The 14,968-nt window shown below is 69.7% G+C and carries 11 protein-coding genes; 6 read left to right on the forward strand and 5 right to left on the reverse strand.

The annotated features are described in order from the left end of the window. Positions 1 to 24 precede the first annotated feature (24 nt). The 4 genes from ABD332_RS57795 (at position 25) to ABD332_RS57810 (ending at position 6,555) form a co-directional block, all read left to right on the forward strand. Complete coding sequence (locus ABD332_RS57795; protein ID WP_344515327.1) at positions 25 to 2,109, forward strand: hypothetical protein; 2,085 nt, start codon at positions 25 to 27, stop codon at positions 2,107 to 2,109. Between the two features lie 175 nt (positions 2,110 to 2,284). Next, positions 2,285 to 4,285, forward strand: coding sequence for a hypothetical protein (locus tag ABD332_RS57800; protein ID WP_344515329.1), 2,001 nt, complete (start codon positions 2,285 to 2,287; stop codon positions 4,283 to 4,285). Between the two features lie 167 nt (positions 4,286 to 4,452). Then, positions 4,453 to 5,295 carry a glycoside hydrolase family 16 protein gene (locus ABD332_RS57805; protein WP_344515331.1) on the forward strand — a complete coding sequence of 281 codons (843 nt, stop codon included), beginning with the start codon at positions 4,453 to 4,455 and terminating at the stop codon, positions 5,293 to 5,295. A 240-nt stretch (positions 5,296 to 5,535) separates the two neighbouring features. Next, positions 5,536 to 6,555, forward strand: coding sequence for an ROK family protein (locus tag ABD332_RS57810; protein WP_344515333.1), 1,020 nt, complete (start codon positions 5,536 to 5,538; stop codon positions 6,553 to 6,555). A 131-nt stretch (positions 6,556 to 6,686) separates the two neighbouring features. Here the strand turns inward: ABD332_RS57810 and ABD332_RS57815 are convergent, their stop codons facing one another. From ABD332_RS57815 to ABD332_RS57825, 3 genes are all read right to left on the reverse strand, one after another. Further along, positions 6,687 to 7,388: a sugar phosphate isomerase/epimerase family protein gene (locus tag ABD332_RS57815; protein WP_344515335.1), complete on the reverse strand. Its 702-nt coding sequence runs from the start codon at positions 7,386 to 7,388 to the stop codon at positions 6,687 to 6,689. A gap of 133 nt (positions 7,389 to 7,521) precedes the next feature. Further along, entirely contained in the window at positions 7,522 to 8,550 is a 1,029-nt protein-coding gene (locus tag ABD332_RS57820; protein WP_344515337.1) for a Gfo/Idh/MocA family protein, read from the reverse strand. Positions 8,551 to 8,648: 98 nt separating this feature from the next. Then, positions 8,649 to 11,840: a chondroitinase family polysaccharide lyase gene (locus ABD332_RS57825; protein WP_344515339.1), complete on the reverse strand. Its 3,192-nt coding sequence runs from the start codon at positions 11,838 to 11,840 to the stop codon at positions 8,649 to 8,651. Positions 11,841 to 11,875: 35 nt separating this feature from the next. Here ABD332_RS57825 and ABD332_RS57830 point away from each other — a divergent pair, with 35 nt between their 5' ends. Continuing rightward, a complete protein-coding gene (locus ABD332_RS57830) occupies positions 11,876 to 13,165 on the forward strand; it encodes a GntR family transcriptional regulator (RefSeq protein WP_344515341.1) in 1,290 nt (429 codons plus the stop codon). 65 nt (positions 13,166 to 13,230) lie between these two features. Here the strand turns inward: ABD332_RS57830 and ABD332_RS57835 are convergent, their stop codons facing one another. Together ABD332_RS57835 and ABD332_RS57840 are read right to left on the reverse strand one after the other, a co-directional pair. Further along, on the reverse strand, positions 13,231 to 13,536 hold the full coding sequence (locus ABD332_RS57835) for an alkylmercury lyase (RefSeq protein WP_344515343.1): 306 nt from the start codon (positions 13,534 to 13,536) through the stop codon (positions 13,231 to 13,233). 147 nt (positions 13,537 to 13,683) lie between these two features. After that, positions 13,684 to 14,487, reverse strand: a complete 804-nt coding sequence (locus ABD332_RS57840) for an SGNH/GDSL hydrolase family protein (protein WP_344515345.1) — start codon at positions 14,485 to 14,487, stop codon at positions 13,684 to 13,686. Positions 14,488 to 14,766: 279 nt separating this feature from the next. Between ABD332_RS57840 and ABD332_RS57845 the strand changes: the two genes are divergently transcribed. After that, positions 14,767 to 14,968, forward strand: a 202-nt coding sequence (locus ABD332_RS57845) for a hypothetical protein (protein WP_344505260.1), incomplete at its 3' end; no start/stop codon positions are given.

A 14,968-nucleotide genomic window follows, 5' to 3' on the forward strand; every position in this document is an offset into this window, starting at 1 on the left:
AGCACACCCCCAAGGAGAGCCCCCATGCCCACCCCATCGCCGGAGTCAGCCAGACCCGACCAGCCGGACCCGACCCCCACCCCGTACAACCTGACCCGCCGTGGATTCGTCACCGCCGGCGCCGCGGCCGCGGCCGGGGTGCTGATGACGGTCTCGTTCGGTCACAACGCCGCTGTCGCCGCCCCCGACACGGACGCCCTCACGACGGACGCCCTCACTGTCGAACCGGATGACCTGGCGCCGATCACGATCTACTCGACGTCCTTCGAGGACGCCACCGATCCGACGTGGATCAGCAACTCCACCGCATACGACAGCAGCGCATCCCACACGGGAGCGAACTCGCTGCGCTACAGCCGCACCGACCCTGCCTCCTACACGGTGCCATCGGTGGCGGTTGCCGCGGCGCCGGCCCAGCAGATCACCGCATCGGTTTTCATCAAGGCGTCGGAACTGACCGGCGCCGGCGGCGCGACCCTCGCCATCGAGGCGTACTCCGCCGCTGGAGGCTGGCTCGGCGGTCGATACACCAAGGGCATCCGCCCCACCGAGTGGACCAGGCTCGAACTCGACACGTTCGACGTCCCGGCGAACGCCGCGAGGATCTCGACCCTGCTGTACCTCGAACGCGGCACGACCGGCACCGTGTCTTTCGACGACCTGACGGTCCTGCGCCTGCCCCCACGCTTGCTGCAGCCGGTTCTGGCCCGGCCGCCGTACCGCGGAACACTGCTGCCCGTCCCCGGCGAGGACCAGCGAATCCAGGTTCAGGTCCAGCTGCAGCCCCTTGACGGGGCGACGGCCCAGCACGTCGTCCAGATCGACATGTTCGACGCGGCCGGCGGGCTGGTCGATTCCCGTGTCTACCCCGGCGCCCCGATGCTGGAGCACTCCTACGACGCCGCCCGGCTCCCGCACGGCAGGTACCAGCTGCGCGTACGGGCACTCGCCGCAGGTACCAGCAACGTCGAACAGGAACGCCAGTTCACGATCACCAAGCTTCGCCGGCGTGACGTGCCCAAGTCGTACGTGGACGGGCACGGCCGGCTCATCCGCAACGGCAAGCCGTTCTTTCCCATCGGCATCTACGACGGCACCCGCGGTTCGAGCCGCGCGAAGATCATCCAGAACCTCAATGACATCCGCGGGTCGTTCAACGCGGTCATGGACTACAACCCGCCGAGCCGGGACACCCTCGACCGGGCGCACGAACGCGGCATCTCCTACATCTATTCGATCAAGGACTTCTTCTACAACTCGATCCAGCCGGAGAAGCCGGACGCGATCCGCACCGAGGCCGACGAGGTCCCCTACATCGAGCAGACCGTCCGGCAGTTCCGCGACCATCCGGCACTACTGGCCTGGTACGTCAACGACGAACTGCCGGTCGACAAGTTCGGCCGGCAGCTCGTCGCCCACCAGAACGCCGTGGTGGCCAACGATCCGCACCACCCCACGTACGCGGTGGACTACATCGTGCGGCCGGCGTACCTGCAGCTGCGCACCGCCGACCTGATCGGGATGGACGACTATCCGATCCGCGGCGAAGCCGGTGACACCATCGGCTCGGTCGGACGGCTCGTGGGCCAGGAGGTCCAGCTCTACCCCAACCGCGGCCAGTGGTCGGTGATCCAACTGCACAACCTCGGCAACTACGGGCAGCGCGGCCTCCGGCCGCCGACGCTCGCCGAGGTGCGCAACATGTCCTGGCAGGCGATCGCCGCCGGCGCCACCGGCCTGCTGTACTACTCCCGGTTCGACCTCGAACGGGATGCCTCCGGCGTGCCCTACCGGACGCTGCTCGACAACGCCAAGTCCGTTGTGAACGAGATCGGCAGGCTCAGCGACGTCATCCTGTCCACCGACCGGCTCGCCGACGTGACCACCACCGGCGGCCCCGGGCTGATGTGGACCACACGGGTGCACCGCGGCACCGGATTCTTGGTCGCCGTCAACGCCGCCAACACGAACCTGGGCGAGGTCACCTTCACGGTGCCCGGCCTCCGCAAGGCCCGCCAGTCCGGAGAAGGCCGGTGGCAGACGGCGAACGGGGCGCTCACCGTGGCACTGCCGCCCCTCGCGGTGCTGATCTACGAGCTCAAGCGCTGACCCGAACGACACACCAACTCAAGCGCTGACCCGAACGACACGCGAGCTCAAGCGCTGACCCGAACGACACACCAACTCAAGCGCTGACCCGAACGACATCCGCCGAGGATCGCCGTGCTCGGGCGATCCGCCATGCCCTCATGCGCAAGTTTCGACACCATCAGAGGAGAAGTAGATGAATGACGCAGAAGACCGTCCCGCCGAGGCGCAGGACGGCAAACACCCGGTCCACCGGCGCTCGCTGCTGCTCGGTGGCGCCGCGATCGGGTCAGCCGGACTCCTCGGCTCGGGCCTCCTGACCGGCCCGGCGTTCGCCACCGAGCTGGACACGACCGTGCCCGCCGCCGCGCCGGCCGGTATGACGCCGGCAGCCGCGCTGGCCGACACGACGCCGACCGTCGTGTACACGACCTCGTTCGAGGACGCCGACCCGGACTGGGTCTCGGACTTCACCGCCTACGACACGACCCAGTCCCGAACCGGCGCCACATCCCTGCGGTACACCAGGACGGACAGCTCGACCTACGTCTTCGCCGGCAAGAAGATCGCCGGCACCACCGACGCCTACGTCCCGTTCTCGGTGTCCGTGTGGGTGAAGACCGCCGGCATGCAGAACGGCGGAGCGTCCGTCTGCCTGGAGTGGTACGCCGAGGACGGCACGTACCTCAGCGGCGGGTACACGGGCGTCACCCAGTCCACCGACTGGATCCAGCTGACCGTCCCGCCCCAGGTCGCACCGGCGGGTGCGGCCTACATGAAGGCGATCTTCTTCCTCAGCCGCGGCGCCACCGGCTCGGCCTGGTACGACGACCTCACCATCACGAAGTACACGCCGAAACTGCTGCGTGCCACCCTTGCCGCACCCACCTACCGGGGGCTGCTCATCCCCGGCGATCACCGCGAGATCGACCTGCGGATCGGGCTGTATCCGCCCGCGGCGGCCCGAGCCTCGGACTACCGGGTGCAGGTGGAGCTCACCGATGCCGCCGGCCGGCGAGTCCACGCCCAGACCTTCGCCGGTGACCGCAAGCTGCGGTACACCCGCCCCGTCTCGAAGCTGGCCTACGGGGCCTACCAGTTGCGGATCAGCGCGAGGACCCGCAACGGCGAGATCGTGCAGGACAAGACCCTCCCGCTGCGCAAGCTCCGCCCGGACGAGGTCCCGACGACGTACCTCGACCAGCACGGACGGGTCCGCCACAACGGCGAGCTGTACTTCCCGATCGGCGCCTTCAACGGGACGACCACCGTCCAGAACCTCAACGACCTGCTCTCCGCGTCCTTCACCACGGTCCTGTCGTACCAGTTGCCGTCCCGACAGATCCTCGACGAGACCCACGCGCGCGGCATGACCACGCTCTTCGTCCACCGCAACGCCGATGCCAACGAGGTCCTGCAGTACAAGGACCACCCGTCGCTGCTGGGCTGGTACATCAACGACGAGACCCCCGCCGACACCGAAGCGGCCACAGTCCGGCCCCGCTACACCTCCGTCACCGACAACGATCCCAACCACCCGACCTACTCGGTCGACTACCGCGTCTGGGCCGGCGACGACGCCCAGTACGTCACCGACGCGTTCGGCACCGACCCCTACCCCATCTTCGGCAAGCCCACCGACCTGCCACGGCGCGTGTTCACCCACACCGAAGCCACGATCCGGGAGCTGCCCAACACCGCGATCTGGCCGGTCATCCAACTGCACAACCTCGGCAACTACCGGCACTTCGGGCTACGCCCGCCGAACCTCATCGAGGTCCGGAACATGTCGTGGCAGGCCATCGTGGCCGGTGCCACCGGATTGCTCTACTACTCCCGCTTCGACATCGAGCAGGACAGCACCGGTGTCCCGTACCAGATCCTGCTGGGCAACGCGCGGACCGTGGTCTCGCAGGTCCGTGAACTGTCGCCGGTCATCCTCTCCACCGAACGCGTGCCGCAGATCCGGGTCAACGACGACGACTGGTTGCGTTGGACCACCCGCCGACACGGCAACCGCGAATACCTGTTCGTGGTCAACCTGTCCAAGGAGCCGCGCAGCGTGACGTTCTCCGCCCCCGGACAGCGGCCGGCGCAGGTGCTCTACGAGCACCGAACGATCGAAAAGTCCCGAGGCAAGTACACCGACTCCCTGGACGGACTCGGCGTACACCTCTACCAGATGTCCGTCATCTGACGGCAACCGCCCCGGGGCTGCTGGGGCACCGCCAGCCCAGGCGGCCCCGGGTCGGACCCACCGCACCACCGATCGGGAGGAACGCACCAATGATCCGCCACTCATCAGCTGCACTCTCACGTACCACACGGCCACCCTGGCGATGGGCGGTCGTATCGGTACTCGGTATGACGAGCGCGCTGCTCGTCACACCGGTCGTCGACGCCACGACCGCACTCGGCAAGCCTGCGCAAGCAGCCGCGGCCCTGGTGGACCCTGCCACCCCGGCCAACGCCAGGCCGCAGGCAGCGAGCACGGCCCGGACCCTCGTCTTCAGCGACGAGTTCAACGGCACGACCATCAACACCGCCAAATGGACCAAACGTGACTGGGCCCGCACCGGCACCGTCGCCCCCGACACGTGGCGGTACGACCCGGCGAACGTGCTCACCGACGGCCGCGGCGCGCTCGCGATCGAGGTGAGGAACCCGGCGACGAACCGGTACACCGGGGGACTCATCGACAGCAACGGAAAGTTCGACTACACCTACGGCACGCTCGAGGCGCGGGTGCACACCCCGGTCAGGACCAACGGGCACCTCGCCGCCGTCTGGCTCCTGCCCACCGGAGGCCTCGCACCCGGCGGCAGGACCGACGGCACCGCCCGCGACGGCGCGGAGATGGACATCGTCGAAACCAACTACCAGACCGACAGGTACACGGTCACGCTGCACTGGGACGGCTTCGGCCCGCCCGCGCACCAGGGCTCAGGGACGATCGCCAACGCACCCGGGCTGCACAGCACCTGGTACCACACCTTCGGACTCAACTGGACCCCGACCAAACTCGAGTTCACCTACGACGGCGTCATCGTCCGCACCGTCACGGACCCCAAACTCATCAGCCAGGTGAAGGAGTATCCGCTGCTCTCGCACGAGATCCTCGACGCCTGGGCCGACGGATCCATCCGCGACACCGTCTTCGACTGGCACTCCACCATGTACGTCGACTACATCCGAATCTGGCAGTAAGCAGCGGCGTGCGACGGAGCACCCAGCTCCGGCCGCACCGCTGAACCGCGGCGGCCGGAGGCCCCCGCCGATCGATGACATCAGCAGGCCGTTCCCGGGTCAGTCGAACTCCTCGACATGACCTCACCTCCGGAGGCGGTCCGGTCACGTCCGTACCAGCGCCAGGCGGCCAGCCTGGCGCTGGTACGGGCCTGCGCCGGCACCGCGCAGCCCACACGCGCAGAGAGGAACACCGAGGTCATGCACCAAGGCCGAGAACGGCCGTCAGCCGGGGCGTCCGCAGCACGCGACGGCGCCGGGCACGTGGTGGCCCTCGATGTCGGCGGCACCGATGTCAAAGCCGCCATCGTCGCCGCCGACCACACGGTGATCCATCGCGTGCGGCGCCCGACCCGACGGGAGCACGGCGTCGAGTCCGTCCTGGCAACCATCACCGCAACGGCCGCCGACCTCGCCGCCGAGTGCCGGCGGCAGACAGGTCGCGCGCCGCTCGCCGCAGGCGTCGTTGTTCCCGGCATCGTCGACGAGCGAACCGGACGCGCCGTGTTCTCGGCGAATCTCGGGTGGCGGGACCTGCCGCTGCGGGATCTGCTCACCCAGCAACTGGACCTGCCGGTCGCGCTCGGCCATGACGTGCGCGCCGGTGGGATCGCGGAGGGCCGGCTCGGCGCGGCCCGCGGGGTGGACGAGTTCGTGTTCGTCGCCCTCGGCACCGGCGTCGCGGCCGCTCATGTGGTCGGCGGCCGCGCACAGCGGGGCGCCCATGGCGGCCAGGGAGAATTGGGGCACCTCGTCATCCGGCGGTGGGGCCCGCGATGTGGCTGCGGGAACGTCGGCTGCCTGGAGACCTATGCGTCTGCTGACGCGATCGCCCGCCAGTACATGCGCACAGCGGGGACCTTGTCCGACCCCCGCACAGACATCTCCGCCGAGCAGGTGTCCAGGTTGGCCCTCGCCGACGACCCGGTTGCCGGCGCAGTGTGGTCGCAGGCGGTGGCCGCGCTCGCGGACGGCCTGGTCGCGTGCGTGACGCTCTACGATCCAGCCCTGATCGTGATCGGCGGCGGCCTGGCCCGGTCCGGCCCCGCTCTGTTCGACCCGCTGCGTGCCGCACTGGCTGACCGGTTGACCTTCCAGCCGCACCCGGAGGTGGTCGCCGCCGAACTGGGCAGCGAGGCCGGCTGCCGGGGCGCCGCACTGTTGGCGCAGGACCTCATCACCTCGGCTGCATGGCACCCTGCCGCGGAAGCCACCGCATGATCCAGCACAGACACCGTCAACGCTGCTGTCGACGTCGGGCCGCAGGAGGACGGCACGATCATCCCCGAGCATGCCGACTCGACCTCTACCGCGGCGCAGGTTACGGCTGACGTCGCGGGATCCCGCACTCGTCAGGCATCGTGAGTCGCGTCGACGATCCGGGCCAGGGTTCTTGCGTCGGCGATGACGTGGGCGGGGTCGTCGTCGGACACGAACTCCATGAGGGCGTCGTAGGGGTGATCCGAGCGCTGCAGCAGCGCGAACACCTGCAGCCAGAGGGACGATCGGGCGGCCAGAGGCAGGCGGTTCGTGTGTGGCCACCAGGAGAAGACGTGCACTGCGGTGACCCAGGGCAGGACGTGCCGGAGGCCGGCGAGCGCGCGCGGGTCGTCGAGTCCCACCGGCGGCTGCCAGTACGTGCCCACCGCAGGGTGGTCAACCTCTTCGAGTAGCCGCACCGCGGACTCGGCCGTGTCGGTCAGGGTCCCGCCGTGAAATTCGAAGGCCAGCTGGACACCGGCGTCGGCGGCCTGGGCCGCAGCGGCGCGGGTCACCTTGATGACGGCATGCCGTTGGTCGGGTGCGGTCTGTGCAGAGCCGGTGTTGCCGGCCCAGATTCGGATCCGTGGGGCGCGCAGCGCCGCAGCGGCCTCCAGTACGGGAGCGAACTGGGTGATGCTGTCACGGCCGGGCCGGAAGTAGGAGCCGTACGAGGCGACTCGAATCCCCCGGTCACGGCAGTCCGCCCCCACCTTCTCGGCGCGGAGCGGGTCTCCGGGGGGCACGTGCACGTCGCCACCCCACTCGATGCAGGTGAGTCCGGTGCGGGTCATGGCGTCGAGGACACCCGCGACCGGCAGGTGTCGAAGCGTGACTGAACAGAGGCCCGTGCTGAGCGGTTGGTACGAATCAATGGACGGCATGTGTTCCCTTGGTTGCGGGCGACCGGCGGGCGGTGCGTCAGGACTACGGGGCAGGTGGTGTGTTGGGCCGGGGGCAGGTGTCGACGGGCTGTTGCCGGCCCGAGGCGGCGGAGGCGAAGGCGGCGGTGACCGTGGCGACCACGTCGCGACCGACGCGGGCGTCCACCGCGGGCGGGCGCTCGTGCCGGACGGCGGCCGTGAAGTCGCGGAGCTGGTCGCGGAAGGCGACGACCACGTCGGTGCCGACGTCGGGCGGCGGCGCCAGCTGCTCGACCCCGCCCGGGTGGGCGAGCCGGATGCCGCCCTCCCGGGATGCACGCAGGGTGGCCTCCGTGCCGAGGACCTCGATCTCGTCCAGATCGGCCAGGGCCTTGGTGGTCACCGAGACAGTGGCGAGAACGCCGTTGTCGAGCTCGAGATGGAGCAGTCCTTCGACCTCGACGGGGGTGTCGCGTCGTACGACAGTTGCGGAGACCCGGGATGGGCGGCCGTCGGCGATCCAGGTGACCCGGTCGATGCAGTGCGCACCGATGTTCATGATTGCTCCGCCGCCGGCGAGGGCGGGATTGAAGAACCAGGCCGGGCGTTGACAGGGTCGGTAGTCGGTGGCCCTGCGGTCCAGGATCGAGACCGGCCGGCCGACCGTTCCCGCCGCCACCGCCCGTTCGATCGCCACGGTCATCGGCAGATAGTGCTGGATGTGGCCGAGGAAGAGTACGACCCCGGCCTCGTCGCACGCTGCGGACATCGCGTCGCAGTCAGCCAGGGTGGTCGCCATCGGCTTCTCCATGAGTACGTGCACCCCGACCCGGGCAGCGGCGAGGGCCGGCGCCAGATGCAGGGCGTGCGGCGTGCAAACCGCGATCGCGTCGACGTTCATGACCAGGCTGTGGTGATCGGGGTGGACCGTGGCGCCGGTGAGCTTCGCGAGGTCCTCGGCCCGGCCCGGGTCCACGTCGTACACGGCTGTCACGTCGACCTCGGCGGGGAGGGACAGCGCGGCCTGTGCGTGGAGGCGGGCGACGCCGCCGGCACCGACGAGGCCGAGCCGAATGGGTCGAGGGTTGGGCATGGACTACCTCGCCGTCAGTCAGGGGAACCCGGAACATTGGCCGGAGGGCGGCTTCGTGGCTGTCGAGGCCTACATCGCGTCCTGGTTGCCGTGACCGCTCACCGCCGCACCAGGCGCGCCTGCACGGGACGGGCGTCGACGGTCCGGAACGACACCACCGTCTGGCCGCCCAGCTGGTGCGTCTTGCAGGGTTGGCCTTCGTCGACAGCCCGCCAGTGCCCGTGGAGGGTGACCCGCAGGGTGTGCGGCTTGCTGGGGTTCGCCAGCCACGGGCGGGAGTAGGGGCTGTAACGGCCGACGTACTCGCCGTTCTCGTACTGGTGCGGGTCTCTCCCGTCGTAGAGCCGCAGGTCGGGATCGCACACCGACAGCACGAGCCCTGCGGAACCGTCGGCTCGGGTGAGCAGCATCGACGGGGTGTCGACGCGGTGTACCGGGCCGTCCACGCCCAGGGAGCCGGTCGGGGTGAAGACCGCGTATCCGGTGATGCCGGTGGCCCGGTCGACGACGACGTGCGCGACGGTGTCGGCGCGCAGCACCTGGTAGGGCGCCAGTGCCGGATCCGCCATCGACGCGGTGAACGCGGCCATGCTCTCCGGGGTGGCGCCGACCACCATGGCGTACTCGTACCGGCCATCCCGAGGGGCGGTGCCGTGCCTGACCCACGCGGTGGCGAAGTTGCCCTGCGTCTCGGCGTCGGTGCCGTGGTGGCGTGAGGTCTGCGTGACCCGGGTCAGGCCGAGCCGCTGACCGGCGGGCACGAAGTAGCCCAGCCCACGGTCGTCGACCAGCCAGTGTGCCGCGTCGAGCAGGCGGTCGGGGCGTTCGTACGGGAACGCGGTGACCGGGATGGCCGCACTGTCGTACGTCGGGGCCGAGGTGCTGTCCAGCCGGGTCTGGAAGAGCGTGGTCTCGGTCTCGTTGGCATGGTCGGTGTTGGCGATGCCGGTGCCGATCGCGATGACGCGGTTGTCGAAGAGGAACACCGACTTGCGGGCCTCGTGGCTGCCGTCGTACTTGGGGTGCTCGCGTAGGTGCATCGCGAACATGCCGTGGTGGCCGTCAATGGTGTGTGCTCCGGCGAACGGTGACTCGGACAGCAGCATCTCCTCGATGGTGCCGGTCAGGTCGGCCTTCAGCTCCGGCCACGACTTGTGGATGCTGGTGATGCCGGGGCGGCGGTTCCAGTCGAAGCCGAAGGGGCTGTACCCGCTGTCGGCGTTGGTCACCGGGTCGCCGCGGTGCAGGACCTGGATGTGTCCGTAGGTGTTGTAGCGCCCGTACCAGTTGGAGCCGTCGTAGATCTCGGTGCTCCACAGGTAGCGGTTGTGTCCGCGTACGCTGACCTGCCAGTCGTCGCGCCGCTGGACCGCGAGCGCGCCGTAGTTGAGCGCCCACGCCCCAGCCGGCGCCCGCTCGGCACTGATCCCCCGGGCGGCGAGCCGGTCGGCGACCTTGCGCTGGCCGCTGTCGGGGGAGGCGGGCAGCAACCGCAGGAAGGCGGCACCGACCTCCGGGTCGAGGTCCGAGCTGCCGTCAGGCGTGCCGGCGATGGCCATCCACTGGTAGGCGCTGACGCTCATGCCGGTCGTCCCGCCCGGGTTGCGGCCGCTGATGGAGATGGGCCAGTGGTACTTGTTGCCATAGATCCGCATGGTCAGCAGCGCATGTTTCAGCGCGGCGTGGGCCGCTTCGGAGATCCGGAAGGCGCCACCGCTCAGCAGGTAGACGATCGGGGCCAACCCGTTGAAGGCGTCGCGTGCGTAGTCAGGGAAGAATCCGACGTGGTGGAACGCGGTACCGTCGATCTTGAGTCCGTCCTGAATCCCGGTGGTGGGCAACAGGGCAGTGCTGAGCCAGTCGACCAGCGCACGCAGGTGGGTGACCTGATCGGCTTCGGTGTCCTGGAGCAGCGCGACGGCCAGCATGCCCCGGGTCAGCGTGTTGAGGGTGTCCATGGTGCTGCCGTGCGCGTTGCGGTGCTTCCAGCCTCGGAAGATTCGCCCGTATCCGCTGAGCCAGGTCACGTCGGCGCGTAGCGCCTCGAACACTCCCGCCTCGCGCAGCACGTCCCGCATCAGGTAGATGGAGTTGTAGTAGCCGGGGGTGGCGTACCCGAGATGGTGGATCGTTCCCTGGCCGCTACCGTACGTCCAGCCCTGGTCGCGTAGCCGCGCCACGATCCGCAGGTACAACTCGGCCAGCGCCGGCCGGTGGGCTGGGCCGGCCGCGGCGTGCGCCTGCGCGATCCGCCCCATGAGGTCCATGACCGAGGTCAGGTTGACCGCGTTGACGAAGTTCCTGAGGTCCGCGGCGATCGCCGGCGGATAGATCTGCGACTGGTACGAGAACAGCGGCCGTCCGGGGGCGCCGGGATCGGTGCGTTCGGGGATGCTCAGGGCGTTGAGCTGGCTCGTCAGCGACGCGACGTACGCGTCGTCGACCCGGACGGGGTTGGTCACGTACTCGTTGACGTAGCGGGTCAGGAGGTTGTGCAGGGACGCCGTCTCAGCGCTGGTCGGCGCGGCCGGTGCGGGCCGGCGCTTCTGATAGAGCTGGTCGAACAGGTACAGCGCCTGCCAGTGCTGCTGATCCCAGTCGTCACCCTCGAGCCCCACCTCGGGTACCTGCGCGTCGCGGTTGGGGGCGTCGGGGCGCAGCGAGACGTTCAGCAGCAGCTGGTCGATCCACAGCGTGCCGGCCCGCCGCGGGGCGACGATCCGCAGCGTGTTCATGTCCGGGTGCGGCCGGCCGTGCATGTCGTAGTCGTACCGGACCCACGCGGTGCGCCAGCCCGTGAAGTTGAGGTGGAAGTCGAACCAGGCATCGGTCCGGCCGTCACGGCCGAACTTGAACCGCACCACGTCGTCCATGGCGGTTTCGTTGTAGACCCATACGGAGAAGGTGTCGACGGTGCCCTGCCACGCCTGGTCGGACAGCGGGGTCGGCCGGTAGGGGTCGCGTTCCCAGCGCAGGTGGGCGCGGACGGTGATGTCCGACCGGGCCGCGAAGTCCCACCGCATCGAGCGGGTGCCGCAGACGGCGGCACGGCCGCTGATGGCCAGCATGGAGCCCGCACTGGCCGTGATGTGCGCAGGGACGGCGGTCTCCAGCAAGAAGGCTGGTGGGTCAAGCTCCAGCGCACGCCGCTCCAGATCGGGCAGTTTCGCGCCGACGGCGAAGGCTGGTGCTGGCAGGAGGCCCGGGGCGGCGGGCAGGATCGACAGGGCGGCAGCGCCGTAGTACAGGAACCGACGCCGGGACAGGGCGGGGGAGCGACGCACGTCCATGGGCCTTCCTTCGGGGAGGTCCGGGCAGGTTGTGCGTGGACGCTAAGAAGCGCCGAGGGAAGGAATCAAGGCGTACTCGTTCCCGTATCGAAGACAGTGATGCAATGATTGCGCCCGTACTTGGGAGGGAACCGATGGAAGGGCTGTGGCCGCGCGCAGCCGGGACGGCGGACGGCGACGGGACCAGGCAGCCACAGACCTCCCGGGAGCTCAAGTTCCGGCGGCTCGCGGGGGAGTTGCGGCGCGGGATCATCGACGGCACCTGGCCGGCCGGAAGCAAGCTGCCGACCGAACAGTCCCTGGCCACGGAGACCGGCTTGTCCATCAACACCGTCCGCCGGGCGTACCAGGAGCTGGCCACGAGTGGCCTGGTGGTGCGCCGGCAGGGCGCGGGGACCTTCGTGACCACGCAGGTCGCCTCGGTGCCGGCGGGCCAGCGGGTGGTGGGTGTGCTCATCCCGGACATGACGCTGTACTGGCCGAGGGCACTGCACGGCATCGAGACTGCGCTGTCTGCGGCACGGGCCCGGATGGTGCTCGTGTGTTCCAACTATGACGCGCGGGCCGAGGACGCCGCGATCAAGGAATTGCTGGGGGCGGGCGTCGACGGCCTGTTGCTCGTGCCGTCGCTGCACGAGGTGGCCGACCCGCCGGCCCGGGTGGCCCAGTTGCGGGCGTTGCCCGTGCCGGTGGTCCTCGTCGAGCGCCGGCTGTTGGGTGTCGGTCCGGCGGACGCCATGGAACACGTGTGTACCGACCACGGCGGCGGCGCGTACGACGCGGTGCGGCACCTGCACGCTTTCGGTCACCGTCGGATCGGACTCGTGCTCCGGGCGGACGGCCCGAACATGGCCCCGATCAGGTCCGGGTTCGAGCAGGCCAGGGCCAGCCTTGGACTGCCGCGCATCCCGGTGCAGCAGGACCGGATGGCCGCGTGGGACGCGGAGCGGGCCGACCTCGCCCTGACGGGGCTTCGAGCGGACGACGTGACGGCGGCGCTGTGCTTCGGCGACCGGGAGGCCTGCCTGTTGCTGGGCGCGGCTCGGCGGGCTGGCGTGCGGGTGCCGCACGACCTGGCGATCATTGCCTACGACAACGAGTTCGCGGATGCGGCCGAGGTACCGCTGACCGCCGTCTCCCCGCCGAAGTTCCGGCTCGGCCAGCTGGCGGCGCAGGTGCTGTTGCAGCGCATGGAGTACGGCGAGGCCTTTCCGGTCCATCAGCTCCGCCTGCGTCCGCGTCTGGTGGTGCGGGCATCGTGCGGCGGACGGGGCGGTTCGAGCCCCGCCGCAAGGGGCACGGCACCGGCCCCCAGGGCGGGCTGACCGGGCGACGGCCCCTGCAGCACCGCCGGAACGTCCACACCCGCCGCCGCGGCGAACCGGCCAGCTCAGCGGACCCCGGCGCCGCCCTGATCCGCGCGGATCGCGTCACCCGGGCCGCCTTGCGTCGCCGCCGCGCGCAGCGCGGCACGGATCTGCTCACCGGTCGGCGGGCGCAGCACACACGCGGCTGGGCCGTGCGGGTCGGCGCCGGTGACGTCACGCCCGTCGACGAGCACCGACGGCGACGGGTAGTCCCCGACCCGCTCGAGCACCGTCACCGGCAGGCCGGCCTCCACCAGGCACGCGCGCAACAGGTCCCGCGTGGCGTCCAGGTTCGGGCAGTCCGGCACCGCGCGCAGCTCCACGATCACCCCACAAGTGTCAACCCTGTACCAAGGATCGCCCAACTCGACAACGCCCCTCCTCGCCGCCGAGTCGACCACTGCGGCGGCGGGGAAGGGGCGGTGCCGGACCTGCGCGCGTTCGGACGGGCGGGCCTACCCGGACGTGAGCGCCGGTCAGCCGGCGGCGGAGCGGAAGACCGGGTAGTAGCCACCGGACTGGCCGGCGGCGGTCGGGTGGTAGGAGATGCCGAGGTTGGCGTAGTTGAGCGCGTGCAACCACTTCTCGCCGTAGCTGCACAGCTGGTGGCCGACGAATATCGAGCGCACGTCGGCAAAGGTGAACCCGGCCTTGGCGGCGGCCGTCTTGGTGACGTCGTCGAGCAGGTTGATGCCCTCGTTGATCTTCGCGCGGGAGTTCGCGCTCAGCCCGACGCAGAACGTGCCGAGCTGGTAGAAGACCGGGTAGCCGACGACCACGACGCGGGCCGAGGGCGACCGGCCCTTGATGCCGTTGTAGACACTGGCGAGCTTTGCCGGCAGTTGGCTGCGCACCTTGTCCTCGGCGGCTTGCACGGCCGCGATGCAGTCGGTCTCGCCGTACAGCACACAGGCGGTCATGATGCTGGTGAACCCGATGTCGTTGCCGCCGACGGTGACGCTGACCAGGGTGGTGGTCGACGACAGGGCGGAGAGCTGGGTGTTGATGACATCGGTGGTCGTGGCGCCAGAGCAGGCGACTGAGCGGTACGACGCGGGCTTGACGTTGGTGTTGTACAGGGCGGGGTAGGCGTTGGTGCTGCGCTGGCACGAGCCGCTCTCGGCGGTGTAGTTGTCGGCGCCGACACCGGAGGCGTACGAGTCGCCGAGGGCGACGTAGCGACCGGTGGTGGCGGCGCTGGCGGGCGCCGCAGCGGCGAACGTGGCGCCGAGGGCGGCCGCCAGGCTCAGGGTGAGGGTAACGAGTCGGGATCTCCGCACGTCGCACTCCTGTTGTAGGGGGTGTGTCCGGAGATTGATATCAAGCTATGAATGCGGCAGATAGATCTATTCGCGCCAAATGACCAGACTGATCTATCGGTACGAATCGTCCGAATCGAACTTCCGAAGGCTGGGCAGGCTCCAGCCGGATGGGTTGGAGTCCGGAGCGGAGGCACTCGCGGCGGTGCGCGGAAAGGTTTGTTGTCATCTATGAACGCAGGTATCACTCTATTGAGGAACGTCGATCACGAGTCGGCGTCCGGAGATGGAGGAGTCTGCGTGAACCCATCCACGTTCCGCCGCGGCGGGGTCCCGGTGCTGATCGCTGCGACGACCGTGCTCGCCCTGCTCGGCGTGCCGCCGTCATCCGCCGTTGCCGCGCCTGCCGTACCTGCTGAGCCGGCGGGGACCGTCCAGGCCGTCGCCGCTCGGCTCGCCGGGCAGCTCGCGGTGTCGCTGCGCGACTCGGGCCAGCGGGATC

The organism is Dactylosporangium maewongense (assembly GCF_039531485.1).
GTDB classification, from domain to species: Bacteria; Actinomycetota; Actinomycetes; order Mycobacteriales; family Micromonosporaceae; genus Dactylosporangium; species Dactylosporangium maewongense.

Coding starts and splice junctions, on each gene's coding strand:
- ABD332_RS57800 (WP_344515329.1), top strand. CDS start 2,285: ATGAATGACGCAGAAGACCGTCCCGCCGAGGCGCAGGACGGCAAACAC.
- ABD332_RS57825 (WP_344515339.1), bottom strand. CDS start 11,840: ATGGACGTGCGTCGCTCCCCCGCCCTGTCCCGGCGTCGGTTCCTGTAC.
- ABD332_RS57820 (WP_344515337.1), bottom strand. CDS start 8,550: ATGCCCAACCCTCGACCCATTCGGCTCGGCCTCGTCGGTGCCGGCGGC.
- ABD332_RS57815 (WP_344515335.1), bottom strand. CDS start 7,388: ATGACCCGCACCGGACTCACCTGCATCGAGTGGGGTGGCGACGTGCAC.
- ABD332_RS57795 (WP_344515327.1), top strand. CDS start 25: ATGCCCACCCCATCGCCGGAGTCAGCCAGACCCGACCAGCCGGACCCG.
- ABD332_RS57805 (WP_344515331.1), top strand. CDS start 4,453: ATGACGAGCGCGCTGCTCGTCACACCGGTCGTCGACGCCACGACCGCA.
- ABD332_RS57810 (WP_344515333.1), top strand. CDS start 5,536: ATGCACCAAGGCCGAGAACGGCCGTCAGCCGGGGCGTCCGCAGCACGC.